General features: G+C 72.1%; 22 protein-coding genes and 1 pseudogene. 10 read left to right on the top strand and 13 right to left on the bottom strand.

What is annotated here, in order from left to right; all coding sequences use genetic code 11:
- The first annotated feature begins 198 nt into the window (after nt 1-198).
- Nucleotides 199-681 (top strand): flavin reductase family protein, encoded by a 483-nt coding sequence (locus ACIHIX_RS33410; RefSeq protein ID WP_399962998.1) that lies wholly within the window; start codon nt 199-201, stop codon nt 679-681.
- Nucleotides 682-729: 48 nt separating this feature from the next.
- The gene (locus tag ACIHIX_RS33405) at nt 730-1,203 is read left to right on the top strand and encodes a GNAT family N-acetyltransferase (RefSeq protein ID WP_399962793.1); all 474 of its coding nucleotides are present in this window, start codon (nt 730-732) and stop codon (nt 1,201-1,203) included.
- Between the two features lie 143 nt (nt 1,204-1,346).
- On the opposite strand, the pseudogene ACIHIX_RS33400 reads toward ACIHIX_RS33405, so the two are convergent.
- Nucleotides 1,347-1,493: pseudogene (locus ACIHIX_RS33400) on the bottom strand (sigma factor-like helix-turn-helix DNA-binding protein); the annotation flags it as partial.
- Nucleotides 1,494-1,724: 231 nt separating this feature from the next.
- Complete coding sequence (gene arfB, locus ACIHIX_RS33395; RefSeq protein ID WP_399962791.1) at nt 1,725-2,162, bottom strand: alternative ribosome rescue aminoacyl-tRNA hydrolase ArfB; 438 nt, start codon at nt 2,160-2,162, stop codon at nt 1,725-1,727.
- Between the two features lie 157 nt (nt 2,163-2,319).
- On the opposite strand from arfB, the gene ACIHIX_RS33390 reads away from it, so the two are divergent.
- From ACIHIX_RS33390 to ACIHIX_RS33380, 3 genes are all read left to right on the top strand, one after another.
- Nucleotides 2,320-2,895, top strand: coding sequence for a TerD family protein (locus ACIHIX_RS33390; RefSeq protein WP_230221891.1), 576 nt, complete (start codon nt 2,320-2,322; stop codon nt 2,893-2,895).
- Between the two features lie 74 nt (nt 2,896-2,969).
- Complete coding sequence (locus ACIHIX_RS33385) at nt 2,970-3,911, top strand: GNAT family N-acetyltransferase (RefSeq protein WP_399962789.1); 942 nt, start codon at nt 2,970-2,972, stop codon at nt 3,909-3,911.
- Between the two features lie 229 nt (nt 3,912-4,140).
- On the top strand, nt 4,141-5,757 hold the full coding sequence (locus tag ACIHIX_RS33380) for a M4 family metallopeptidase (protein ID WP_399962787.1): 1,617 nt from the start codon (nt 4,141-4,143) through the stop codon (nt 5,755-5,757).
- A 256-nt stretch (nt 5,758-6,013) separates the two neighbouring features.
- On the opposite strand, the gene ACIHIX_RS33375 is transcribed toward ACIHIX_RS33380, so the two are convergent.
- Together ACIHIX_RS33375 and ACIHIX_RS33370 are read right to left on the bottom strand one after the other, a co-directional pair.
- A complete protein-coding gene (locus ACIHIX_RS33375; protein WP_399962786.1) occupies nt 6,014-8,380 on the bottom strand; it encodes a LuxR C-terminal-related transcriptional regulator in 2,367 nt (788 codons plus the stop codon).
- A 136-nt stretch (nt 8,381-8,516) separates the two neighbouring features.
- Nucleotides 8,517-9,923: a M1 family metallopeptidase gene (locus tag ACIHIX_RS33370; RefSeq protein WP_399962784.1), complete on the bottom strand. Its 1,407-nt coding sequence runs from the start codon at nt 9,921-9,923 to the stop codon at nt 8,517-8,519.
- Nucleotides 9,924-10,032: 109 nt separating this feature from the next.
- Between ACIHIX_RS33370 and ACIHIX_RS33365 the strand changes: the two genes are divergently transcribed.
- Nucleotides 10,033-10,533 carry a hypothetical protein gene (locus tag ACIHIX_RS33365; protein WP_399962781.1) on the top strand — a complete coding sequence of 167 codons (501 nt, stop codon included), beginning with the start codon at nt 10,033-10,035 and terminating at the stop codon, nt 10,531-10,533.
- 64 nt (nt 10,534-10,597) lie between these two features.
- Here the strand turns inward: ACIHIX_RS33365 and ACIHIX_RS33360 are convergent, their stop codons facing one another.
- Nucleotides 10,598-11,293 carry a pentapeptide repeat-containing protein gene (locus tag ACIHIX_RS33360; protein ID WP_399962779.1) on the bottom strand — a complete coding sequence of 232 codons (696 nt, stop codon included), beginning with the start codon at nt 11,291-11,293 and terminating at the stop codon, nt 10,598-10,600.
- 157 nt (nt 11,294-11,450) lie between these two features.
- Here ACIHIX_RS33360 and ACIHIX_RS33355 point away from each other — a divergent pair, with 157 nt between their 5' ends.
- The 3 genes from ACIHIX_RS33355 to ACIHIX_RS33345 are packed head-to-tail and all read left to right on the top strand — an operon-like array spanning nt 11,451 to nt 15,178.
- Complete coding sequence (locus ACIHIX_RS33355; RefSeq protein WP_399962777.1) at nt 11,451-12,611, top strand: NAD(P)-binding protein; 1,161 nt, start codon at nt 11,451-11,453, stop codon at nt 12,609-12,611.
- Nucleotides 12,612-12,656: 45 nt separating this feature from the next.
- The gene (locus ACIHIX_RS33350; RefSeq protein ID WP_399962775.1) at nt 12,657-13,637 is read left to right on the top strand and encodes a zinc-binding dehydrogenase; all 981 of its coding nucleotides are present in this window, start codon (nt 12,657-12,659) and stop codon (nt 13,635-13,637) included.
- Nucleotides 13,638-13,684: 47 nt separating this feature from the next.
- The gene (locus ACIHIX_RS33345; protein WP_399962773.1) at nt 13,685-15,178 is read left to right on the top strand and encodes an MFS transporter; all 1,494 of its coding nucleotides are present in this window, start codon (nt 13,685-13,687) and stop codon (nt 15,176-15,178) included.
- Between the two features lie 6 nt (nt 15,179-15,184).
- Here ACIHIX_RS33345 and ACIHIX_RS33340 read toward each other — a convergent pair whose 3' ends face one another.
- Entirely contained in the window at nt 15,185-16,591 is a 1,407-nt protein-coding gene (locus ACIHIX_RS33340; RefSeq protein ID WP_399962771.1) for an NAD(P)/FAD-dependent oxidoreductase, read from the bottom strand.
- A gap of 10 nt (nt 16,592-16,601) precedes the next feature.
- Entirely contained in the window at nt 16,602-17,255 is a 654-nt protein-coding gene (locus ACIHIX_RS33335; RefSeq protein ID WP_399962769.1) for a rhomboid-like protein, read from the bottom strand.
- A 33-nt stretch (nt 17,256-17,288) separates the two neighbouring features.
- Between ACIHIX_RS33335 and ACIHIX_RS33330 the strand changes: the two genes are divergently transcribed.
- Nucleotides 17,289-18,170, top strand: coding sequence for an aminoglycoside phosphotransferase family protein (locus ACIHIX_RS33330; protein ID WP_399962767.1), 882 nt, complete (start codon nt 17,289-17,291; stop codon nt 18,168-18,170).
- Nucleotides 18,171-18,188: 18 nt separating this feature from the next.
- Here the strand turns inward: ACIHIX_RS33330 and ACIHIX_RS33325 are convergent, their stop codons facing one another.
- The 6 genes from ACIHIX_RS33325 to ACIHIX_RS33300 form a co-directional block, all read right to left on the bottom strand.
- Nucleotides 18,189-18,998: an alpha/beta fold hydrolase gene (locus ACIHIX_RS33325; protein WP_399962765.1), complete on the bottom strand. Its 810-nt coding sequence runs from the start codon at nt 18,996-18,998 to the stop codon at nt 18,189-18,191.
- A 33-nt stretch (nt 18,999-19,031) separates the two neighbouring features.
- Complete coding sequence (dpgD, locus tag ACIHIX_RS33320) at nt 19,032-19,844, bottom strand: enoyl-CoA-hydratase DpgD (protein WP_399962763.1); 813 nt, start codon at nt 19,842-19,844, stop codon at nt 19,032-19,034.
- On the bottom strand, nt 19,841-21,139 hold the full coding sequence (gene dpgC, locus ACIHIX_RS33315) for a (3,5-dihydroxyphenyl)acetyl-CoA 1,2-dioxygenase DpgC (protein WP_399962761.1): 1,299 nt from the start codon (nt 21,137-21,139) through the stop codon (nt 19,841-19,843). Before dpgC ends, dpgD begins: the two co-directional genes overlap by 4 nt.
- Nucleotides 21,139-21,801, bottom strand: a complete 663-nt coding sequence (gene dpgB, locus ACIHIX_RS33310) for an enoyl-CoA-hydratase DpgB (RefSeq protein WP_399962759.1) — start codon at nt 21,799-21,801, stop codon at nt 21,139-21,141. The genes dpgC and dpgB overlap by 1 nt, the downstream gene beginning before the upstream one ends.
- Nucleotides 21,802-21,818: 17 nt before the next feature.
- A complete protein-coding gene (gene dpgA / locus ACIHIX_RS33305) occupies nt 21,819-22,943 on the bottom strand; it encodes a 3,5-dihydroxyphenylacetyl-CoA synthase DpgA (RefSeq protein ID WP_399962757.1) in 1,125 nt (374 codons plus the stop codon).
- Nucleotides 22,944-23,030: 87 nt separating this feature from the next.
- Entirely contained in the window at nt 23,031-25,157 is a 2,127-nt protein-coding gene (locus tag ACIHIX_RS33300) for an aminotransferase class I/II-fold pyridoxal phosphate-dependent enzyme (RefSeq protein WP_399962755.1), read from the bottom strand.
- Between the last annotated feature and the right edge of the window lie 16 nt (nt 25,158-25,173).

The following is a 25,173-nucleotide window of genomic DNA, read 5'->3' as shown; positions in this document are numbered from 1 at the left end:
CGGGTGCGGTGCGTATGCGTGCCGGGTGATCCGTCGAAGGTCCGTCGGGGGTCCTAGGTCCGAGTTCGGGCTGAGGTCCGATGCGGCGCGTACCGGGCGGACACTAGCGTTCCCGACGTGCCGAACACAGCCCCCACCGCCACCGTCCTCCCCTCCGGGCATCCTGAGGGGGTGAGCAACGACGAGTTCCGCGCCGCCATGTCCCGGTTGGCCTCGGGCGTGGTCCTGGTGACCGCCTTCGAGCCGCCGCTCGACCCCGACGGACCCAAGGGCGAGGACGTCGGCATGACGGCCACCGCGTTCATGTCGGTCTCCCTCGACCCGCCACTGGTGCTGGTCAGCCTGCGCGAAGGCTCCCGCATGGACGACCTCCTCGACGAACAGCCCCTGTGGGCCGTCTCCGTCCTCGCCGAGAGCCAGCGGCACATCGCGGGGCGCTTCGCGATGAAGGGCCGGCTCAGCGACCGGCTGCTCTTCGAGGACATCCCGTACGTCCGCGGCGAGGCCACCGGGGCAGCGCTGGTGGGCGGCGCGCTGGCGACCCTGGAGTGCCGTACGGAGCAGCGCGTGCGGGCCGGGGACCACACGCTCGTCATCGGCCGGGTGCTCACCGCGCGCGTGCCGAGCGCCGACGGAGGGCCGCTCGCGTACTTCAAGGGGCGGTATCGGCAGTTGGGCTGACGGTAATTCGGGTGTGCCCCGTGGAGCGGTCCGTCTAAGGTGCCGCGCATGATCACGCACGGCCCCGGCCCCCGCCTCGAGGAAATAACCCCGCGCAATATCGACGCCGCCCTCGGCATTCGCGTCCGGCCCGAGCAGGAATTCGCGGTCTCCCCGGTGGTGAAGTCCCTCGCCGAGGCCTACGTCCATCCCGGCACCGCCTGGCCCCGTCTGATCGTCGACGGTGACCGGCCGGTCGGCTTCCTGATGGCCTTCTTCGACATCGACTGGGCCGACGACGGCACCCTCATCCGCTCCGGACTGTGGCGGCTGAACATCTCCGCGGACGCGCAGGCGCGCGGGTACGGGCGGTTCGCGGTGGAGTCGGTGGCGGCGGAGATCCGGCAGCGGGGCGGCACGGAGCTGTACGTCACCTGGCATCCGGGGGAGCACGGGCCGGAGAACTTCTATCTCGGGCTGGGATTCCGGCCGAACGGAGAGACGGTGGAGGGAGAGACCGTGGGGGTGCTGGGGCTGAGCTAGAGGACCTCCACCTCGCTCGCTTCCACGCGCGCGTGCTCCGTCACGATGTCGATCACCGCGATCCGTTCCTGTACGAACGTGAACGCCAGCGTCCGCTCCACCCGTCCGTCGAACAGCACCGCGAGCCCGGTCCGGCCGTCCACCCGAAGTCGCCCTCGCGCGAGGCTGGCGAGTTGGCGGGCGGCGGCGGGGGTACGGCCGACGACCTCGCCGGCCTCCTCGAAGGGCACGGCGAACAGGTCGTGCAGCACGAACGCCAGGCGTTCGGCGGGCGTCAGGGTGTCGAGCACCGGCGCCGGTGCGGTTGTGTGGGGGGCGGGGCCGCGCCGGGGGGTGTCCGTCCTCGGGACGGCGCGGAATCGGTCATCTATAAAGGGGCGCCCGTGTTGACGCGCCAACCGCTGCGGGCGGACACCCCCCGACACGTCCCCTCACGTTCCAACGCGGCTGCGGGTGACGCCCCCAGGGGCGCGGGGAACTGCGCGAGCGGCCACGACGCTGCCGCAGCCGGGCGAACGCGGTCAGCCCCAGTCTCTGCCCGTTCTGCCTCGCTTCGTCTCCGCGCGCTGTTTCTTCTCGCGGAGGCGGCGTTCGTTGATTCCTCGCGGGATGCGGGTCGGCTTGCGGGGCTTGGGCGGCGGGGCCGTTGCCTCGGCCAGGAGCGCTGCCAGGCGTACCGCCGCTGTCTCGCGGTTGCGCCACTGGGAGCGGTGTTCCGAGGAGCGGACGGTGATGACGCCGTCCACCAGGCGGGACGCCAGCCGTTCCAGGGCGCGGGCCTTCCAGACCTCGGGCAGCGCGTCGGTGCCGGCCAGGTCGAAGCGGAGCTCCACCTGGGAGTCGCTGGTGTTGACGTGCTGCCCGCCGGGTCCCGACGAGCGCGAGAAACGCCACTGGAGCTCGGCCTCGGGAAGCGAGACGGAGCCGCGGATGACGTGGGGACCGGACATGCCGTCCATGGTCCCCCGGATAACCGGCACACGTCACGCGAATATCGTTCACCGTCTGTTCGGTAAAGAAAGTAAAGACACCTGGAACCTTCGCTACCCCTCTCGGCGTTCATACGGGTAGATGTAGCTTCAGGCAGTACATAAACGAGGGAAAGGACTCCCAACCATGGCTGTAAGCCTGTCCAAGGGTGGCAACGTCTCGCTCACCAAGGAGGCTCCGGGCCTGACCGCCGTCACCGTGGGCCTCGGCTGGGACGTCCGCACGACCACCGGCACGGACTTCGACCTCGACGCCTCGGCGATCGCGGTCAACACGCAGGGCAAGGTCTACTCCGACGGACACTTCGTGTTCTTCAACAACAAGCAGACCCCGGACCAGACCATCGTCCACACCGGTGACAACCGCACCGGCGAGGGCGCCGGCGACGACGAGGCGATCAACGTCAACCTCGCGGGTCTGCCCGCCGACATCGACAAGATCGTCTTCCCGGTCTCGATCTACGACGCGGAGAACCGCTCGCAGAACTTCGGCCAGGTCCGCAACGCCTACATCCGCATCGTCAACCAGGCCGGCGGCGCCGAGATCGCGCGCTACGACCTGTCGGAGGACGCGGCGACGGAGACGGCGATGGTCTTCGGCGAGCTGTACCGCAACGGCGCCGAGTGGAAGTTCCGCGCCGTCGGCCAGGGCTACGCCTCGGGCCTGGTCGGCATCGCCCAGGACTTCGGCGTCAACGTCTGACGGACGGGCGACCGCACGGAGACCCCCGGCTTCGGCCGGGGGTCTTTGGCGTTCGGGGGCGGTAGCGTCCCCGCGTGCGCCTCGAACCGCTGCCTCTGACGGCCGATCACGACATCCCGGCCCCCGTCCTCACCGAACTCACCGCGCTCTACGCCTCCAACCACGCGTTCCACGCCCTCAGCGGCGACTTCCCCGACCCGGACGACATCCGCCCGGAACAGGTGGCCGCCGCGCTGGCCGAGGAGCTGGCCCATCCCGGTGCGGAGGTGCTGCTGGCCCGGAGCGAGGGGCGGATGGTGGGGGTCGTGATCACCCTCGCCCACCATCCCGATCCGGCCGATCCCGATCCGTGGATCGGGCTGCTGATGGTCGACGCGAGCGCGCATCGGCGGGGGTACGGCAAGCAGGTCACGAGCCTTGTCGAGGAACGGTTCCGCGCTGCCGGGCGTACCGCTCTGCGGCTGGCCGTCCTCGACGACAACCCCCGCGGCCTCGCCTTCTGGACCGCCCTCGGCTACGAGGTCGTCGACCACCGCAGCGACCGCCGACTCGGCCGCCCCTGCGCCGTCCTGCGCAAGTCGCTGCGCACGCCCCGGCATGCGGCCCGTGTCGTCGTGCTCGACCCGGACGGGGCGGTCTTCCTCTTCCGGTACGACAACGTCGAGGTCGGGGTGCACTGGGCGCCGCCCGGTGGAGGCCTTGAGGCGGACGAGACACCTTACGAGGGTGCGCTGCGTGAACTGCGCGAGGAGACCGGCTGGACGGACCTCGAACCCGGCCCGCTGCTGTGCACCTGGGAACACGACTTCACGCACGCGGTCGGGCCCGTCCACCAGGACGAGCACATCTACGTCGCCCACGGCCCCCGGCGCGAACCCACCGGCCCCCATCTCGCCGCCGCCCACGCCGAGGACGGCATCCTCACCTGGCGCTGGTGGCCCCGGGAGGAACTGCGCGCCACGCCCGACGCCCTGTGGCCACCCGACCTCGCCCGGCTGCTGGACGGGGACGAGTGACGGATCCGGCACCAAGTCCGCTTAAGAAGCGGAGAGTTGACCATGCCTCACACGTCCGCATAGCGGATTGTGAAAACTGACTTTCGGACAAGAACACGTAAAGTCTTGACGGCGGCCTGTCAAACGGGCCGGTCCGGATGTCACCCTCTCCTCGCTCGCCGCAACTCTGTGCCCCACCTGTGCCTCGCCTGTGCCTCGACACCCTTGAGGCCGGCCCGAAGGAGACCGAGTGAGACAGCAGTCCCGTATCTCCCGTACGACCCGTCTGCGTGCCGCCGCCCTGATCGGCTCGGCGGCCATGGTCGTGCTCGCGCTGCAGAACGGTGCCGCCACCGCGGCCCCCGAGTCCGTCAACGGCGCCACCGCCCTCCCCCTCAGCGTCTCGGCCCGTGCCGCCGCCCTCAAGTCGGCGCAGGACGCGGCCGGTTCCACCGCCGACGAGCTCGGGCTCGGCGCCCGGGAGGCGCTGGTCGTCCGGGATGTCGTCAAGGACGCCGACGGCACCGTCCACACCCGCTACGAGCGCACCTACGCCGGTCTGCCCGTCCTCGGCGGCGACCTCGTCACACACGTGGCGAAGGGCGGGGCGCTCAAGGGCGTCAGCAAGGCGACCGGCGCCCGGATAGCCGTGGCGTCGACGGACGCCGCGATATCCGCCGCCACCGCGAAGAAGTCGGCCCTCGCGGGGAGCGGTTCCGCGAGTGCTTCCGCCCGCAAGGTGGTCTGGGCCGCCGGCGCCAAGCCCGTCCTCGCCTACGAGTCCGTCGTCAAGGGCCTCCAGCACGACGGAACCCCGAGCGAGCTGCACGTCATCACCGACGCCACCACCGGCAAGAAGATCTACGAGTACCAGGGCATCGACACCGGTACCGGCGCCAGCGAGTACAGCGGGACCGTGACGCTGGGCACCACGGCCGCCGCCTCGGGGGGCTTCGACCTCGTCGACTCCGGGCGCGGGGGGCACAAGACGTACGACCTGAACGGCGGTACGTCCGGGACCGGCACCCTCTTCCACGACGCCGACGACGCCTGGGGCGACGGCACTCCTGCCAACCGGCAGACCGCCGCCGTCGACGCGGCCTACGGCGCCGCCGTCACCTGGGACTTCTACAAGTCCGCCTTCAACCGCAACGGCATCGCCGGTGACGGCAAGGCCGCCTACAGCCGGGTCCACTACGGCAACGCCTACGTCAACGCCTTCTGGAACGACAGCTGCTTCTGCATGACGTACGGCGACGGCTCGGGCAACTCCCACCCGCTGACCTCGCTCGATGTCGCGGGGCACGAGATGAGCCACGGGCTGACCGCGGCCACCGCGGGGCTGAAGTACAGCCGTGAGTCGGGCGGGCTCAACGAGGCCACCTCCGATATCTTCGGCACCTCCGTGGAGTTCTTCGCGGGTAACTCCGCCGACGTCGGTGACTACCTCATCGGCGAGAAGATCGACATCAACGGCGACGGCACCCCGCTGCGCTACATGGACAAGCCCAGCAAGGACGGCGGCTCGGCCGACTACTGGTCGCGCACCGTCGGCCGGCTGGACGTCCACTACTCGTCCGGTGTCGCCAACCACTTCTTCTATCTGCTGAGCGAGGGCAGCGGCGCGAAGACGATCAACGGGGTGAGCTACAACTCCCCGACCTACGACGGCTCCAGCGTCACCGGCATCGGCCGCGCCAAGGCGTACCAGATCTGGTACAAGGCGCTGACGACGTACTTCACCTCCTCGACCGACTACGCGGGCGCCCGCACCGGCACCCTCCAGGCGGCGAGCGACCTGTACGGGGCGGGCAGCGCGGAGTACAGCGCGGTCGCGGCGGCCTGGAAGGCCGTCAACGTCAAGTAGCCGTACGGCCCCCGCGGGCGTACCGATGCCGTCCGTGTCCGCAACTTACGTATCCCTAGTGGGTGTTGTTGCCGATGCGGACGGCCGGTGAGTGACGCAGACTGTGCGGGGTGCGACCACAGAGCCCGCTCGTCCTGGTGATCGGCGACGGTGGCATCGCCCTGTCCGGCGGTGCCACCGAAGGCTCTCGAGGCCGTCCGGTGCGTACGGTGGTCTGTCGGCGGATCATCACCACGCGCCGGGCGGCCCCTCGGCGTCAGGCGCTGGGCTGGGCCGCCGCGAGAGTGGCGATCTGGGTGCGTGACGCGTAGCCGAGCTTGCCCATGATGTGCTCCACGTGCGAGTCCACCGTGCGCTTGGAGATGGTGAGCTGCTCGGCGATACGGCGGTTCGACAGCCCCTCCGCGACAAGGTCCGCGATCTCCCGCTCCCGTACGGTCAGCGCGGACCAGCCGCCGTGTCCCGCGGCCCGTCTGGTGCTCGCCCGCGCGCCGGTCGTCTCGCCCGTGGCGCGGTCCACGGCTTCCTGGAGGGAGAGCGCGGCGCCGGCGGCGTACAGCTCCTCGTGGCGGCGCGCACCGAGGGCACCGCGGGTGACCGCTCTGGCCTCGTCGTGGGCCCGGTGCATGGCGGGGATGCCGAGCCGCGGGTCGTGGAACCTCTCCCAGAGCCGGTCGGCCGCGCCCAGCAGCGCCGCCGCCCGCTCGGGGCGGCCCTCGGCGGCGGCGATCCAGCCGAGGGTGTCGATGGAGAAGGCGATGCCCTGGGCGTGGTTGATCTCCAGGCACATGGTGAGTGCGGAGCGCAGTACGGCCGCGGACTCCTCGTGCCGACCGAGGCCCCACAGGGCGCAGCCCTGGATCCAGCCGACCCAGCCCTGCACCCAGCGCTCCCCGAGCGGTTCCAGGACGGGGCGGGTCTCCTCGCAGGTGGCCAGCGTCTTGTCGTACTCGCCCGCGCACAGGTGCGCCCCGCACATCGTGCCCAGCATCCATGCCTCGCCGCCCTGTTCGCCGAGGCCGGCGAACCGTTCGCGGGCGTCCCTGAGGCGTTCAAGGGCCCAGTCGACCTCGCCGACCAGGGTGTGGGCGAGGCCGCGGTTGAAGACGACGTAGGCCGCGTCGACACGGCCGCCGCCCTCGTGGGAGGCGTCCTCGGCGCGCTCGGTCAGCTCCAGGCCGCGACCGTGGGCGCCGGACATGAGGCTGAGGTGGCCGGCGACCCTGAGGGCGGTCACCCGGGCCGGGTGCGGTTCGGGGCACAGGGGAAGGAGGCGCTCCAGCCAGTACAGGCCCTCGACGGTGCGTCCGGTGCCGAGCCACAGGCCCCACAGGGCCGCGGCGAGCCGGAGACCCGCGGTGGCCTCGCGGGGTTCGGTGCAGCAGAACTCCAGCGCCGAGCGCAGACTGGCCCGCTCCCGCCAGGCCCTGCGCATCCACACCACCTGGTCGCGGGTGAGCCAGCGGGCGTCGAACTCCGCGGCCAGGGCGAGGCAGTGGTCGCGGTGGCGGGTGCGGTACTCCAGCTCGGCGCCGCTCTCGGCGAGGCGCTCGCGGCCGTACTCGCGGATGGTGTCGAGCATCCGGTAGCGGGCGTCGCTGCCGTCGCCCTCGTCGTCGAGCCGCAGCACGATCGCCTTGTCCACCAGGCCGATCAGGCACTCCAGGATCTCCTCCGGTGGCAGCCTGGGCCCCGAGCAGACCTCCTCGGCGGCGGTCAGCTCGAACTCCCCGGCGAACACCGAGAGCCGCACCCACAGCAACTGCTCCTGCTCGGTGCACAGTCCATGGCTCCAGTCGATGGCCGTGCGCAGGGTCTGGTGGCGGGGGAGCACCCCGCGGCTGCCGCCGGACAGGAGGCGGAAGCGGTGGTCGAGACGGGAGAGAAGCTGTTCGAGGGAGAGCGCTCGCAGGCGTACGGCGGCCAGTTCGATGGCCAGCGGAATGCCGTCGAGGCGGTGGCAGAGCCGGGCGACCAGGCCGCGGTTGGCGTCGGTGAGCCCGAAGCCGCGGACCACGGCCGCCGCGCGTTCGGCGAACAGGAGCATGGCGTCGCTGGGTTCGGCGCCGGGCCGGGCGTCGTCGTCCGGGTCGATCACCGGCAGGGGCATCACCTGGAGCACCCGCTCGCCGGGGGCGTCCAGCGGCTGCCTGCTGGTCGCCAGGACGCGGACCTGCGGGCAGTAGCGCAGCACGGACTGCACGAACACCGCGCAGGCGTCGACGAGATGCTCACAGGTGTCCAGGACGAGCAGCAGTCTGCGGCTCCCGAAGTAGGCGATCAGCGCCTCCAGCGGGGTGCGGCCGGCCCGCTCGGACTGCTCGGGCAGCTCCACGACCGCCGCGACCGCGTTGGCCAGCAGCTCCGGGTCGCGCAGCTCGGACAGCTCCACGAAGTACACGCCGTCCGGGCACCGTTCGCGCATCCGGCGGGCGGTGCGCAGCGCGAGCCGGCTCTTGCCGACCCCGCCCGCACCCATCAGGGTCACCAGCCGCTCCCGGTACAACGCCTCGCGAATCTCGTCGAGTTCGGCGTCCCGTCCGATGAACCGGGTGAGCTCGGCGGGCAGTCCGGCGTCGTCCGCCTCATGGGCCGACAGCGTCGGCGGTACGTGGCTGTCCATGACGTCCCCTCGGCAGCAGGACCGGATACGTACCCGGGGCGCCCACCCTAGGTATACCGACGCGCGCACGAGGCGGCCCTCCGCAAGGTGCCCGCTTATGACCGTCCAGGACCGCTCCGTGTTCGCCCGGTGACCGTTACGGTCGTGCGGGCTTTCCCTCTCCGTACAGCCAGTCGTCCCAGATCGCGTCGAAGTCCTCGTCCGGTGCCTGCTGTTCGACGTAGTCCGTGAAGTCGTCGGTGTCGGCGTTGCCGTGCCGGTGCTCGGCCGTCCAGCCCTGGACGATGTCGTAGAAGGCGTCGTCGCCGACCGTCTGCCGGATCTTCTGGATCACCATCGCGCCGCGCTGGTAGACGGGGTCGTCGGAGAGGTGCGCGGCGCCACTCGGCTCGGCCGGCGGGAACGACCACAGGTCCGGGTACTCGTCCTCCCCCTCCTCGTACAGCTGGTCGAAGGTGTCCTGCGCGCTGTCGCCGCCCTCGTCCTCCTCCCACAGCCACTCCGCGTATGTCGCGAACCCCTCGTTGAGCCACATGTCCCGCCAGCTCCTCGGTGTGACGGAGTCGCCGAACCACTGGTGGGCGAGCTCGTGCACAAGGAGCGCGGTGTCGGGGGCGCCGGGGAAGAACGGCCGGTTCTGGGTCTCCAGGGCGTACTCGGCGTCGTCCTCACCGCCGACGATCGCACCGGTGGAGGAGAAGGGGTAGGGCCCGAAGTTCTCCTCGCCCCACTCCATGATCTCGGGCAGCCGGGCGAGCGCCTTCGCGCTCTCCCCGTGCCGGACGGCGGTGTAAACCGGCAGGTCACCGGCGGTGGAGCGGTGGATGTCGTAGTCGCCGACAGCGAGGGTGGCGACATAGCTCGCCATGGGCTCGGCCGTGTACCAGGAGAAGGTCGTACCCGCGTCGCCGGTCTCCTTCTTCCTCAACTCCCCGTTGGCCACGGCTTCCAGGCCGTCCGGGACGGTGACCGTGATGTCGTACGACGCCTTGTCCGCGGGGTGGTGGTTGCCGGGAAACCACGTCATCGACCCGATCGGCTCGCCGAGGGCCACCGCTCCGTCGGCGATGCGCAGCCAGCCCTCCTCGGAGCCGTCGGCGTCGGTGAGGGTGCGGGGGGTGCCGGAGTAGCGGACCTCGGCCTCGAAGGTCTCCCCCTTGTCGAGGCCGCCATGGGGGCGGACGGTCAGCTCCTGGCCGGTGCGGTGGAAGCGGGCGGCCCTTCCCTCGACCGTGACGGCCTCGACATCCAGCCCCTTCAGGTCCAGGTCGAAGGCGGACAGGTCCTGCGTGGCCCTGGCGGTGATGCCTGCGGTGCCGGACAGGTGGTCCGTGTCCGGGTCGTAGGACAGGCGCAGGTCGTAGTGGCCGACGTCGTATCCGCCGTTGCCCGCCTTGGGGAAGTACGGGTCCCGGACCCCGGCGCCCCCTGGGGTGCCGCGCACGGCGCCGTCGCCGGCGCTGCACGCCGTGAGGGTGAGGGCGAGGGCGGCGGCCGTCAGGGCGGATACCCAGGACGGGACAAGGCGGGGGGATCTGGACATGTCAGGGATCCTAGGGCGCGGGGAGGCGGGGGGAGGCCCAGCCGCTCGGGCACCCAGGCACCCGGGCACCCGCACGCCCCGTCCCGGACGGCGTGACACCATCACGTACGTGCTCGACATCGGCTACGCCCTCTCCAACCGCTTCCCCGACCCGCCCCAGACCGACTACCGCCGCGCGGACGTCCACGCGCTGCGGCACGACCTGTTCTGCGGTGACGTCTACCTCGCCGACACCAAGGCGGACCGGGAGTTGTCCACAGCCTGGGGATGGGTGCCGGTGCTCGACTTCGCGTGGGCGCTGTGCGACATCGTGGAACGTCTCGACCGCGACCCGGCGGGCTCCCGCGCCTCGCGCCCCCAGTACGCCGAACTCGACTTCACCGAGTCCACCGACCGCATGCTCTTCGAGCGCCGCTTCGGCTGGGTGGACATCGAGTCGGACTGGATGCCGGCCGAGGACCCCCCGCTCACCTTCTCCCACGCCGAACTCCGCCGCGAGGCCCGCGACTTCCTCCACGACCTCCTCGCCGACCTGACCGACCTCCACGAGGACCTGGGCGAGAACCCGGCGATCTGGACCCTCCAGGCGAAGTTCCCCCGGCTGGGCTGAGCCGGGCCGGCCGGCGCAGGAGAGCCGGCCCCGGGCGCCGAGCGACCGGCGCGTCCTCACGTCCTCAGCCCTCCACCCGGATCCCCATCTGCCCCGCCAGTACCGGGGCCAGGTCGAGCAGTTGGGCCGGGCTGATCACCGCGCCCGCGAGTCGTTCCACGCCTCGGGCGACGTCCAGTTCGGCCGCGCCGCGCAGATCCACGTCGGTGAGGGTGGCGCCGGTGAGGTCCGCGCGTCTCAGGGCGCAGTCGATGAACTCGACGCGCTCCAGGCGGGCGCCGCCGAAGTCCGGTTCCACCAGCACGCAGCCCTCGAAGACGACGTCTCTGAGGCGGGCCGCCCGCAGGTTCGGGTAGTCGATCTTGCCGCCGCGGATCACCACCCGCTCCAGCACCGCCCCGTGCAACTGCACCCCGCCCAGCCGCGCGTCCACCGACTCGACGTCACGCAGTGTCGCCTCGGACAGATCCGTGCCGACGCCCCGCACGCCGGTGAGGACCGAGTCGAGGAAGCGCGCGTGGCGCAGCCGTGTCTCGTCCAGGACGCACTCCGTCAGCGCGCAGTCCATGAACCGGGCGCCCCCGCCGTCCTGTCCGGCGAGATCCAGGTCGCGGAACTCCAGCCCGTCGTAGTCCCCGTCCGGCTCCAGCTCCCCGCCGCCGTACACCTCCAGTACCGGCAGGCGCACCTCCGGCCGCCGCGCCGCCTTCACACCGGCCCTGCCCGTCCCGTCCGTCCCGCCCACCGCTCGCCTCGCCATGCCCCCCATGGTGCACCCCGCCACTGACAACGCCCCGGGGCCAACCTCCTGACCTGCGAAGACACCCCCTGATGTCACATTCCGGCGCGCGCTGACGTCGTATCCGCAGCAGGTCACCCGTCCGACCCCCACGCCCGACCGAGAGGAACACCCACCCATGCACCGCATCACCGTCATCGGCGGCGGCCTCGCCGGACTCACCGCGGCCGTCACCGCCGCCGAAGCGGGCGCCAAGGTCACGATCCACGAGGCCCACCACACCCTCGGCGGGCGGGCCCGGACCGCCGAGGGGCCGTACCGGACCAACGAGGGCCCGCACGCCCTCTACAACGGCGGCCCGCACTGGGCCTGGCTCAAGCAGCGCGACCTCATCGGCCCGCTCGCCCCGCTGCCGCCCCTGGAGGCGGCCCGGCTGCGGCTGCGCCACAAGGGCGTCCTGCGTCGCACCCCGCCCTTCGCCATGCTCAAGCTGCTGCGCCCCGGCCTCCCCCAGGCCCCCGTCGACACCGACTTCCTGACCTGGGCCACCCGTATCGCCGGCGAGGAGGCCGCGCGGGCCGCCGCCCACTACTCGGCCGTCGCCCTCTTCCACCACGACCCCGGCGCCCTGTCCGCGGCGTTCGTGCAGGAGCGCCTGCGCCGCGCCACCAAGCTGCCGCCCGAGGCGCACTACCCGGTCGGCGGCTGGGCGAGTGTCGTCGACCGGATGGCCGCCCGCGCCTGGAACCTCGGCGTCCGCATGGAGACCCTGTCCCGCGTCGACACGCTCCCCACGGACACCCCCGTCATCGTCGCCACCTCCCTCGCCGCCGCCCGCCGACTCCTCGCGGACGACTCACTGACCTGGGCGAGCGGCCGTACGGCTCTCGTCGACCTCGCCGTCCGCACCCGGCGCGGTGACGCCTTCGCCGTCTCCGACCTCGACTCCCCCGGCTGGATCGAGCGCTTCTCGGCCCAGGACCGCACCCTCGCCCCCGCCGGCGAACAGCTGATCCAGGGCCAGATCCCGCTCGCCCCGCACGAGTCCAAAGCCGACGGCGTCGCCCGCGCCGAGCAGCTCCTCGACCTCGCCTTCGACGGCTGGCGCACCCGCGTGACCTGGCGCGGCGAGGCCCTCGCGAACGGCCGTACCGGAGCCGTCGACCTGCCCGGCACCAGCTGGCGGGACCGCCCCGCCATCGACCGCGGCGACGGTGTCTATCTCGCCGGCGACCAGGTCGCCGCCCCCGGCGTACTGTCCGAGGTCTCCTTCAACAGCGCGCTGACCGCGGTGTCCCTGGCCCTCGGCCGCAACGCCCTTGACCTCAAGCATGCTTGAGGTTGAAGGCTGGGCTCCTCAACAGCAGCCGCTCAGGGAGCCCTCATGCACGCCATCCGCCTGCACGCCTTCGGCCCGGCCGAGAACCTCGTCCACGAGCGGGTCGAGGACCCCCACCCCGGCCCGGGCCAGGTCCGTATCGCCGTACGGGCCTCCGGTGTCCACCTGCTGGACACCGCTCTGCGCGAGGGCGTCCAGGGACCGCTGCCCGAACCGCCCCGCCTGCCCACGATCCCCGGCCGCGAGGTCGCCGGTGTGGTCGAGTCCCTCGGCGACGGCGTCGCCGCCCTGTGGCTCGGCAAGCGCGTCGTGGCCCACCTCGGCTACGCCCCCGGCGGCTACGCCGAACTCGCCGTCACGGACGTCGACCGCGTCCACGAGATCCCCGGCAACCTCGACTTCGCCGAGGCCGTCGCCATGATCGGGACAGGCCGTACGACGATGGGGATCCTCCAGTTCGCCGAGCTCGGCCCCGACTCCGTGGCCCTCGTCCCGGCCGCCGCCGGCGGCATCGGCACCCTGCTCGTGCAGTACGCGAAGAACGCCGGCGCCACCGTCGTCGGTCTCGCCGGCGGGCCCGGGAAGGTCGCCCTCGTCGAGGCGAACGGCGCCGATCTCGCCGTCGACTACCGGGACCCGGCCTGGCCGGACAAGGTCCGCGCGCACCTCGGCGGCGACAAGGTGACCGTCGTCTTCGACGGCGTCGGCGGGGACGTCGCCCGCGAGGCCCTCGCCCTGCTCGCCCCCGGCGGACGGCACCTCGTCTTCGGCTGGTCCGCCGACGGCATCCAGGACGGCGCGCCCCACCTCGTCGACGGCGTCTCCGAGCAGGTCCTCGGCGCCGTGATGATGCAGCAGGCCGGCGGCCCCAACCCCGTCCGCACGCTGGAACTGCGCGCCCTCGCCGAGGCCGCCGCGGGCCGTCTCATCCCGGCCGTGCAGCGCTTCCCGCTCGCCGAGGCGGCCGCCGCACACCGGGCGCTGGAGACACGGGGGACCACCGGGAAGGTCGTCCTCGAACCGTAAGCCCCCTCGCGGATGCGATACATCCCGATTCATGGTCTTCTGGCGGGGTGAGTGTCACCCGAACAGGTGAACCGGATCAGGCCGACCCCCGCCGCTGGTGGGGCCTGGTGATCATCGCCCTCGCCCAGCTGATGGTCGTCCTCGACGCCACCATCGTGAACATCGCCCTCCCCTCCGCACAGGAGGACCTGGGCATGTCCGACGGCAACCGGCAATGGGTGATCACCGCCTACACCCTCGCCTTCGGCGGCCTCCTGCTGCTCGGTGGCCGGATCGCGGACCTCGTGGGCCGCAAGCGCACGTTCGTCATCGGCCTCGTCGGCTTCGCCGCCGCCTCCGCCCTGGGCGGCGCGGCCCAGAACTCCGGCATGCTCTTCGGCGCCCGAGCGCTCCAGGGCGTCTTCGCCGCGGTCCTGGCGCCCTCCGCGCTCAGTCTGCTCACCACGACCTTCACGGACCCCAAGGAACGCGGCAAGGCCTTCGGCATCTACGGTGCCCTCGCCGGCTCCGGCTCCGCCATCGGCTTCATCGTGGGCGGGCTGCTCACCGAGTACCTCGACTGGCGCTGGTGTCTCTACGTCAACGTCCCCATCGCCGTCGTGGCCGTCTTCGGCGCCCTGGCCCTCCTCCACGACCGCCCCGGACACGCGGACGTCCGGCTGGACGTGCCCGGCGCGGTGCTGGGCTGCGGCGGACTGGTCGCGATCGTCTACGGCTTCAGCGAGGCGCAGCCGCGCGGCTGGACGGACCCCCTGGTCCTGGGTCTCTTCGCGGTCGGCGTGGTGCTGCTGACGGCCTTCGTGTGGTGGCAGACCCGGGCCCCCGTGCCGCTGCTCCCCCTGCACATCGTCAAGGACCGCAACCGGGCCGGCTGCTTCCTGACGATGGGCCTCGCCGTCATCGGCATGTTCGGCCTGTTCCTGTTCATGACCTACTACCTCCAGGTGATCCTCGCCTATTCACCCGTCAAGACCGGCCTGGCCTTCCTGCCCCTCACGGCCGCGATCATCATCGGCTCCACCCAGATCTCGGCCCGTCTGATGAACCGCGTGCCACCCCGGCTGCTGATGGCTCCCGGCATGGTCCTCGCCGCGGTCGGCATGGTCATCCTGACCCGCATGACGGTCCACTCCGACTACGCGACGGAGATCCTCCCGGCCCTGATCCTCATGGGCCTCGGCATGGGCCTCACCTTCATGCCGGTCTTCGCCACCGCGACCGCGGGCGTCGCCCCGCAGGACTCCAGCGTCACCTCGGCCACCGTCAACACCTCCCAGCAGGTGGGCGGTTCGATCGGCACGGCCCTGCTCAACACGATCGCCACCACCAGCAGCACGGCCTATCTCACGGCCCATCTGACCCGCGGCGCCGACCAGGACCTGGTCTCGAAGGAGGCGGTCGTGCACGGATACACGGTCGCGATCTGGTGGGCGGCGGGGATCATGCTGCTGGCGGGGGTGGTGGCGGCGCTGATGGTGACGGCGAGGCCGGCTGCGCAGGGAGCACCAACGCCGGTTCCACCATCAAAAGCGGCCGCATGACCCACCTCAGTGCCGCCCCGCAACCCGATCCGCAACCCGCGCCAACCTCGAAGACTCCGCCGTGCGCGACCGCGACTCCCGCCGGTCCGCAGCCCGATAGGTCGCGTACATGCCCTGCACCCCGAGCCATCGGAACGGCTCCGGCTCCCACTTGCGCACCTTGTGCCCCACCCACGGCAGGTCTGTCAGCTCGGTCTTCCCACCCTGCCCGGAGTCCAACTGCACCAGATCCCGAAGCGTCCGAGCCGCGAGGTTCGTCGTCGCCACCCCCGACCCGACATACCCCCCGGCCCAACCCAGCCCCGTAGCCCGATCCAACGTGACCGTCGCGCACCAGTCGCGCGGTACGCCCAGCACGCCCGACCACGCGTGTTCGACGGCGACCCCGGCCAGTGACGGGAAGAAGCCCACGAGGATGTCCCGCAGCGCCTCGACCGTCGCCTCCTGGGTCCGGCCGTCGTTGTCCGTCCGCGAGCCGAAGCGGTACGGCACCCCGCGTCCGCCGAGCGCGATCCGCCCGTCGGCGGTGCGCTGCGCGTACATGTACGCGTGCGCCATGTCGCCCAGTGCCTGGCGTCCGTCCCAGCCGATCGTCTCCCATTGTTCGTCCGTCAACGGCCGTGTGACCACCATCGACGAGTTCATCGGCAGCCAGGTCCGCCGCTGCCCCTTGAGGTTCGCCGTGAAGCCCTCGGTGCAGCGCAGGACGTACGGGGCGCGGACCGTGCCGTACGGCGTCACCGCGTGCTTCGGCCGGATCTCCGTCACCGGCGTGCCCTCGTGGATGACCACCCCGAGCGCCTCGACGACCGCGGCCAGGCCCTTCACCAGCTTCACCGGGTGCAGGCGGGCGCCGTGCGGGGTCCAGGAGGAGCCGACGGCGTCCGCGACCCGGATCCGCTCGGCCGTCCCGCGGGCGTCGTACAGCTCGCGGTCCTTCTCGCCGTACGACAGCTCGTGCGCGTGGAAGTCCTTGAGGCGGGCCAACTGGGCAGGTGTGCGGGCGACTTCCAGCACCCCGCCCTGGTGGAGGTCCGCGTCGATGCCCTCGGCCTCGGCGACCCGGACGACCTCGTCGACGGTGTCGTTCATCGCCCGCTGCAACCGCACCGCCGCCTCGTGGCCGTGCAGCTTCGCGTAGCGGTCGCGGCCCGCGATGCCGTTGTAGAGCCAGCCGCCGTTGCGGCCCGAGGCGCCGTAGCCGCAGAACTTCTGCTCCAGGACGGTGACGCGCAGGAAGGGGGCCGCCTTCTTGAGGTAGTACGCGGTCCACAGGCCCGTGTAGCCGCCACCGACGATCACCACGTCCGCCGTGGCGTCTTCGGCGAGGGGCTCCCGTACCGCCGGGAGACCGTCGTCCGCGAACCAGAACGAGATGCCGCCGTTGACGACAGCGCTTGCCGAGCTGCTCATGCCGGGGACGTTAGCCCCCCACGGCCGCCGCTGTCTCCTTCGGATTTCGTGGTCTTGCGCGCCCTCTGACCAGCGGATAGCACGCGAACCCGATCAGCGCCGAGGTGAAGTGGCCGAGGTCGGTGAAGGTCCGGCCGGTGACGAGCGGCACGCCGTAGACGATCAGCACCGCGGCGGCGTACGGCGCACGCCAGGGCACCGGAATCCGGTACGCGAGCACCGCCACCACCCCCGCCAGCGCGTAACTCACCCCGATGTCCAGGGTGTTGACCGCCGACTCGGGCGCCATCCCGTGCCGGATCCCCCACAGCAGCGCCCCCTCGCTGATCAGGGTCGCCAGCACATGCGCCGCCGCGCAGACCGCCAGCCAGCGCGCCGTCCCCAGCCAGCGCTCGACGGGCGCGTGGAAGACGGAGTACAGGACGGCGTACGGCAGCCAGACCCCGCCGTCGATCCACATCGCGCTGGAGACCAGCACCCGCACCGGATTGCTGGACAGTTCACGGATGTTGGTCGAGCGCTGCCGCAGGAACTGCTCCTCGAACTCCGGCGACATGTGGTGCAGGGCGACCGTCGTCACGAACAGGACCGCCAGCCAGATGTACGTGCCGGGCGCGCCGCGCACGTACCCCCACACCCGGTGCAGACCCCGCTTAATTCGCATGAGCCGATTTACCCACGCCGATACGCTCGCGGCGTGATCGACATTCCGGATGGACTCGCGGCGGCGCAGGAGAAGTTCAACGGAGCGGCGGGGCGGGCGTTCATCGCCGGACTGCCGGAACGGGCGGAGCACTTCCTGGCGGCCTGGGAGCTGCGGCCGGACGGTACGGCCATGCACGGCGTCAGCGCCCTCGTCCTGCCCGTACTGCGGACCGACGGCACCGGAGCCGTCCTGAAACTGCAGCCGCTCGACGAGGAGAGCGAGGGCGAGCCCGTCGCCCTGCGCGTCTGGGACGGCGACGGGGCGGTACGGCTCCTCGACCACGACGCGGCCACCGGCACGATGCTCCTGGAACGCCTCGACCCGCGACGCATGCTGTCCTACGACCCCGACTCCCGCCGGGCCGTCCTCGTCATCGCCCGCCTCCTGGCCCACCTGACCACCGCACCGGCCCCGGAGGGCATGCGCGGCCTGGGCGACATCGCGCGGGCCATGCTGGAGCGCACGCCGTGGGCGCTGGAGCGGATCGCCGACAAGGAGGCGCGCGGACTGCTCGCCCACTGCGCCGCCGCCGTACGGGAGGTCGTGGACGAGCCCGGCGACCGGCTGCTGCACTGGGACCTGCACTACGACAACGTCCTCGGCGCCGACCGCGCGGACTGGCTCGCCATCGACCCCAAGCCCCTCGCCGGCGACCCCGGATTCGATCTGCTGCCCGCGATCGACAACCGCTTCGACCCCGGTGAGGTGCGCTGGCGCTTCGACGCCCTGACCGACGTCCTGGCTCTGGACCGGGCACGCGCGCGTGCCTGGACGCTCGGGCGGGTGCTGCAGAACTGTCTGTGGGAGATCGAGGACGGCCGCGCGTTGGAGCCGGAACAGCTGGAGATCGTACGGCGGTTGCGGGGCGCGTGAGCCGGCCGCCGGGTCCGTTCAGTCGGCGAGGAAGTCGATGAGCGCCTCGTTCACGGCGTCGGGCCGCTCCAGATAGCCGTAGTGACCGCAGCCGGGGATCTCCGTGTACCGGGCGCCCGGGATGGCCAGGGCGAGTTCGCGCGACAGATGCGGGCGCACGACCAGGTCGTCCTGGAAACCGATGACGAGACAGGGGCGGCTGATCCGGCGGTAGTGCGGGAGGCGGTTCGGGATGACTTCGAGGCCGAGTTGGGCGCGGATCGTCGACGGGTCGGGGGCGGAGAGCTCGAAGATGCCGAGCCAGTCCCGTAGCCCGTCCTCGTAGTTGAGCGTGCGGGGCGAGAGGTTCTGCAGGGCGTGCTGGTACGCCGTCACCGAGGGCGGGATCTTGACGCCGCTGTCGGCCAGTTCGATGTCGGCGGCCGACATGGCCTCGATCAGCGCGTCCGCCCGTCCGCAGCTGGCCATCAGCACGGCCCGGCTGACGAGTTCGGGGCGGGCGAGGACGAGCTCCTGCGCGATGAGACCGCCCAGCGAGTGGCCCACCACCCGGCAGGGGCCCGCCCCCAGACGCTCGATCAGCGCGGCGACGTCCGCGGCCATGTCGGCGAGGGTGAACCCGACGACGGACGGCCCGGTCGGCGGTATGCCCCGGTTGTCGAGCGTGATCACCCGGTGGCCGGCCGCTCTGAGGGCGGGGACCTGGTGGCTGCGCCAGATCCGTCCCGGGCCGCCGGTGCCCGCGAGCATCACGACGGGCTCCGCCCGGCCGGCCGGTCCGTGGTCGTCGTAACTGAGATCGATCCCGTTGACGCGCGCGAGCGGCATCGGCATGTCCTTCCCTCGTTCCTCCTCCGGCTCTCAGTGGCCGGACCACACCGGAGCGCGTTTCTCGGCGAAGGCCCGGGGGCCCTCCACGGCGTCCTCGCTCCGCATGCGCCGCTCCTCCCACACGTAGCGGGTGGCGAACGCCTCCTCCAGCGGCTGGTCGAGCGAGCGCATCACGGACTCCTTGAGGGCCCGCACCGACAGGGGCGCGCTGCGGACCAGGTCGTCCGTCCAGGCGGCGACCCGGCGGTCCAGGTCGCCCTCCTCGTCGTCGGCGACCTCGTTGACCAGCCCGAAGTGCAGCGCGGTCGCCGCGTCCATGGAGCGCCCGGTGAGCAGGTACCCCATGGCGGTCTTCAGAGGCAGTTGGCGGGCGAGCCGGAAGGCGCCGCCCGCCCCCGGGATCAGACCGAGCCGGGCCTCGGGCAGGGCGAAGACCGCGTCGTGCGAGGCGATGACGAGGTCGCAGGCGAGCGCCAGCTCGAAGCCGCCGCCCAGGGCGTAGCCGTTGACCCGCGCCACCACCGGTTTGGACAGGGTGAACCGCTCGGTGAGCCGGGGCCAGCCGGGCAGTCCCCGGCTGCCGAAGGTGGTGCGCGGGGTGCCCGCGCCGTCGAGGCGGCTGCGTTCCTTCAGGTCCTGCCCGACGGAGAAGGCCCGCTCGCCCGCCCCGGTCAGGACCACCGCGCGGATGTCGTCGTCGGCCTCCACGTCGTCCCAGACACCGGCGAGTTCCTCGTGCATCCGCAGGTCCATCGCGTTCAGCACCTCGGGCCGGTCGAGGGTGACGTGGGCGATGTGGTCCTTCTTCTCGTACCGCACCCGGGGCTGGTCGGCGGCGCTCACGCGGACCTCGCCGCGAACTTGCCGACCTTGTGGATGACGTCCTCCCCGTAGAGCCGCAGCGCCTGTTGGAGGGTGAACTCGGCCATGTAGGCGCGAAACGCCTCTGCGGGCTCCTCGGCGAGGTTGAGCATCCGCCGGTTGGCGAGCACCGCCTCGCCGTCGAAGCGGGCCAGGCTCCGCTCGATCGCGTCGTCCAGCTCCTGCGGGTCCACGACCTCGTCCACCAGCAGCCGTGCCGCCGGCTCCGAGGCCCAGATCCGGCGGCCCTCCAGGATCACCTGTCGGGACAGCCGGGGCCCGACGTACCGGCTGAAGCGGAAGTTGGCCACGCCGGGGATGATCCCCTCCTTGGCCGCCGGGAGGCTGAGGTAGGCGTCGGACGCGGCCAGGACATGGTCGAACACCAGCAGCAGCTGGGCGCCGCCGCCGATCGCGAAGCCGTCGACGGCGGCGACCCACGGCTTCTCTACGTAGGGCGAGTGCCAGGGCGCCTCGGCGCCCTCGACGCGCAGGCCCCTGACGAGCTTGTGGAGGTAGCCGAGTTCGCGGCGCAGCAGGAAGTCGACCAGGGAGATGTCGCCGGAGCTGAGGTTCTTCAGGTTGATGCCCGCGCTGAACACCCGCTTGCCGCGGTAGCGGGGGTGGCTCATCTCCCCGCCGCGCAGCAGCCCGACCCGCACGTCCGGGTCGAGGAGGGCCAGGTCGACGGCGGTCTCCATGTCGTCGACCTGCTGGTTGTCCTCGGCGTTGAGCCGGTCGTGCCGGCACATCGTCAGCCGTGCGACGCCGTCCCGGCGTTCCAGCCGTACGGCTTCCAGCTCCACCACGCCGGTGCGCAGGAACTCCGGGAGCAGCCGTTCGGCGCGGGCGGTCGGCCGGAGCATGGCGTCCAGCAGGTGCGGGCCGGCCGTGGGCGACCGCAGGACGGCCCGCAGGAAGATGCCCTGGTCGATCTCGTGGCCCTCTTTGTCGGCCTGCGCACGGCTGCGTTCCTGTGCGAGGCGGCCGGCGTCCGGTACCAGCGCGGGGTAGGCGTCCGCGGCGGCCGCGACCAGTTCGTCGACGCGCAGACTCCGGGCGCGTCCGTCGGTGAGCCGGTCGTACACGGTGTCGGCGTGGGCGTCGAGGAAGCGGGCGCGCAGGGCGCGGGCCCGGTTCTTCGCCGCTTCGGCCTCGGCGCGCTGGTGCGGGGTGCGGCGGGTCGGCTCCGGCAGGGACGCGAGCGTCTTGTCCACCTGCTCAGCGGCCTCCGTCAGGGCCGACCACTCCTGCGTCTCGTCGTGGGACACCACCATCAGGCGGCCTCCTCGGCGGTGCGTCGCAGCGCGCGGTCGCAGGCCGCCAGATGCGGACCGAGGGCGTCCTCGAAGCTGGTGGTGGCCGCGTCGAGGAGCAGCTGGCGGCGCAGGGCGACCTCCTTGCCTGCGAGGCCCTTGAGGCGCTCGACGGTCGTGGCCGCGGCGGCGTCGGGCGTCTCGGTCAGCTCGTCGGCGATGCCCAGCATCAGCGCCTCGGGGGCCTGGACCGGCTGGCCGAACAGGACGGCGCGGCGGGCGCGTGCGGCGCCGGCCAGGCGGGCGAGCCGGAAGACGGCCATGCCGGGCCAGGTGGCCTCGCCCTCGATGGGCAGCAGCAGCCGGCTGCTGCGGGTCGCGATGCGGACGTCGGCGGTGAGGAAGGCGTCGAGGGCCGTTCCGCCGTAGTCGCCGCTCGCGACCGCGACGGTCACCGCGGGCAGCCGTTCGAGGCGCCGCAGCACCCGCTCCCACTTGGTGACCAGGGCGACGTCCAGCCCGTCGGCCCAGCCCGGCGCGGGTGCGCCGGTGACCCGCAGGATCACCGCCCCGCCCCGGTCCTCCACCTCGTCGCACAGGACGGTGACGTCCTTGACGGTCCTGATCGACAGCGGCTGGGCCCCGTCGATGGTCAGTGTCGGCACGCCGCTCAGGTCACTCACTGCGCTCTCTCCTGTCGTCACCACTGCACCAGCGCCGTCTCCAGCGTGGAGCCCGGTCCCATGGTCATCAGCACCCCGTAGTCGCCGGGCCGGGTCACCTGCTCGTCGAGGAGCCGTTCGTACGAGAAAAGGAACGATCCGCTGGACACGTTGCCGTAGTCCCGCAGGACGCCGACGGTGTGCCGCAGGTCGTGGCGGGTCAGCCCGAGGTTGACCACGACCGCGTCGATGACCTTCTTGCCGCCGGAGTGCACGAGCCAGTGGCGGATGTCGCTCCGCCGCAGCCCCGTGTCCCCGAGCAGACGGTCGACCACGATCTCGGCGTGGGCGCCGACGACGTAGGGGATCTGCGGGTCGAGGTAGAAGCTGAACCGGTCCAGCTCGCGGTCCCAGTCGTAGCGCATCGCGCCGATCGCCTCGGGGATGATGCAGCTGGCGAACTTCAGGACGGTCGGGCCCTCGGTGGTCCCGGACGCCTCGTCACCGGGCCCGGCCAGCAGGGCGATCGCTCCGGCGCCGTCGCCGAAGAGGCTGTTGACGACCGCTGTCCGCATCGAGCCGTCCATGGCGTACGCCGCCGAGCAGGCCTCCGTGCAGAGCACGACGGCGAGTTCGCCGGGGTGGGCGGCGGACCAGCCGGCCACGACGTTCAGCGCGTTGAGGCCCGCGTTGCAGCCCATGCCGACGATGTCGCTGCGGCTGCAGTGCCGGTCGATCCCCAGCTCACGGATCATCAGGGCGCTCAGTCCCGGGGTGAGGAACCCGGTCGACGACACACAGCACAGATGCCGCAGATCGGAGAGTTCGGCGCCGGCCCGCTTGAGACAGGCGCGCAGTGCCTCGGCGCCCATCTCGACCGCCATGGCCTTGTGCTTGTCGATCAGATCGCCCTGCGGCTCGGGCGCGCGGACGCCGTCGGCGTCCGGTTCCGGCAGGGTCAGGTGGCGCCGGTCGATGGCGCTGTTGGCGAAGACGGACGTGATCTTCGGGTCGGTGATGCCGAACGCGTCGAGCACCTCCTGCTGGGAGTAGGTGGCGGCCGAGGCGGCCGTCCCCACCCCGAGGATCCGCGGCCGGTACGGCGTCTTCAGGGCGCCGTCACCGGTCAGGGCCAGCGGCGGCTGGTCCAGGCTGACTGTCATCGAAAAGTCCACCCCCACATTCGCGGCTTGGACCGCGATCGTTGTGCGTTGCTGTTCCCGCTCACTTGCCTCGCCTTTCCGCGGAGTTCACGACGCCGGAGCCTGTGCCTCGATGAACCGGGCGAGCCGCTCGGTGCCTTCTTCGATATCGGCGGTCGTCAGATAGCTGGTGGAGAGACGGAGGGCCTGATGGCCGCCGCCTTGCGGATAGAAGTAGTTCATCGGCGTCCAGATGACGCCGAATTCCTGGGCCGACCGGGCCAGGGCCGCGTTGTCCGCCCGGAAGGGGACCTGGACGGTGAGGAAGAAGCCGCCGGTGGGCTCGTTCCAGCGCACGCCGAGGGCGGTGCGCCGGGCCTCGGGCAGCCGGGCGTCCAGGGCGCGCAGTGTGGTGCGCAGGGCGTCGCCGTAGTAGGCGGCCGGTTCCGCGTTGAGCACGGAGAGGCGGCCGTCGCCGGCCAGCAGCGCGCCCGCCACGACGGCCTGGCTCAGGGACGAGGTGTTGACCGTCACCATGCTCTTGATCTTGGCGAGTTCACCGGCCAGCAGACCGGTCCGGCCCTCCTCGTCGACCACCTGCTGATCGGCGACGGCGAAGCCGACCCGGGCGCCCGGGAAGACCGTCTTGGCGAACGAGCCGAGATGGACGACCCGGCGCGACCGGTCCAGGGACTTGAGCGTCGGCAGCGGCGTGCCGGGACTCACCCGGCGGTACGGGCTGTCCTCGATGAGGAGGATGCCGTGCCGCTCGGCCGCTTCCAGCAGCGCGCGGCGCGTCGGCAGATCGATCGTGGTCCCGGACGGGTTGGAGTGGTCGGGGATCACGTACAGGGCGCGGGGCCGCCGTCCCCGGGCGCGCTCGCGCAGGATCGCGGCCTCCAGGTCGGCGCAGGAGAACCCGTCCTCCCGCTCCTCGACGGCGGTGACCGGCACGCCCAGCAGCCGTGCCACGCCCGTGATGCCGACATAGCAGGGGCTCGCCACGAGAAGCGCGTCCTCGGGTCCGGCGGTCAGCGCCCGCACCACCAGCAGCATGGCCTCCTGGGCACCGACCGTGATCACGATCGACTCGGGCGGTACGTCGATGTCCTCGTCCTTGCGCAGTGAGTCGGCGACGATCTCCCTGATCTGCCCCGCGGTGGGCCCGTACTGGTACAGGGCGGTGCGGATGTCCTGCTCCGTGGCGCCCTCGGCCCTCAGGTGGTCGAGATAGCCACGCAGGTAGGTGAAGATCTGCTCGGTGTCGAAGAAGCCGTCGTACGGCCTGCCGGGCGCGAAGGAGATCGCGTCCGGGAAGCGGTGGGTGACCTCGTTGAGGAAGGTCATCGTGTCGAGGACGGGGTCGGACAGGCTCGGGTGCAGCTCGGCCTTGCGCAGCGGGTACACGGCGTCGGGGCCGGGGCGCGGTCGGGCGGGCGGCGGGCGGTGTCCGATCCGCAGGCTCTCGGGGCGGGCCTCGGCGACCGAGGCGGTGCCGGTGAAGGCCATGGCCTGCTCCAGTTCGCGCACGAGCGTGGCCAGCACCTCGGCGACGCCCGCCTCCCCGTCGGTTTCGCCGTCGGCGAGCAGCGCGTCCAGCACCGGTCGTCGCACGAGGACCGCGTCGGCCCCCGAAGCGAGGGACACCAGGACGTCGGCGCCGGTGCGGACGCCCCCGCCGAGCAGCAGGGGGCGGTGGCCGTCCACGGCCGCGGCGAGCTCGGGCAGCGCGGCCAGTGAGTCGGTGACGAGACCGCCGGCCCCGGCCTCCAGCGCGCGGGCCGCGTCCGACGCCGTACGGATCCCCGCGACGAGCACGGGCAGCGCGGAGGTGGCGCACAGCCGCTCCACCTCCGCCCAGTCGGCGGGGAGAAAGCCCGGGACGGGCCGCGGGGGACCGGCGCCGTCCCGGGAGCCCAGCGGGAGCAGCAGAGCGGCGGACCCGGCGGCCGGCGGTTCCCGGTGCGCGAGGTCGTGCCGGGCGAGCGGGTGCACGACGGGGAGCCCCGCCGCGTCGGCCGCCCGCAGCAGGGCAGGCCGGTCCGTGCGTCCGGCGGCGGGGCCGAGGGCGATCGGCGCCGCCCACGGCCGGTCGAGGATCTTCACGGTGGTGTCGGGCGGACCGGGCCGGACGGACCGGCCCGGACGCAGCCCGGTCCGGTCGAAGGCCGCCCGGTTGTCGGCCGCGGCCCGTTCGGTTTCCGGGGATTCTTCCGGTGCACGGTCCAGGCCCATGGAATTCCCCCCGGCG

This window comes from Streptomyces sp. NPDC051913 (assembly GCF_044593635.1).
In the GTDB taxonomy this organism is placed as follows: Bacteria; Actinomycetota; Actinomycetes; order Streptomycetales; family Streptomycetaceae; genus Streptomyces.
The sequence above is the reverse complement of the archived record's forward strand: the minus strand, read 5'-3'. Positions and strand labels throughout refer to the sequence as shown.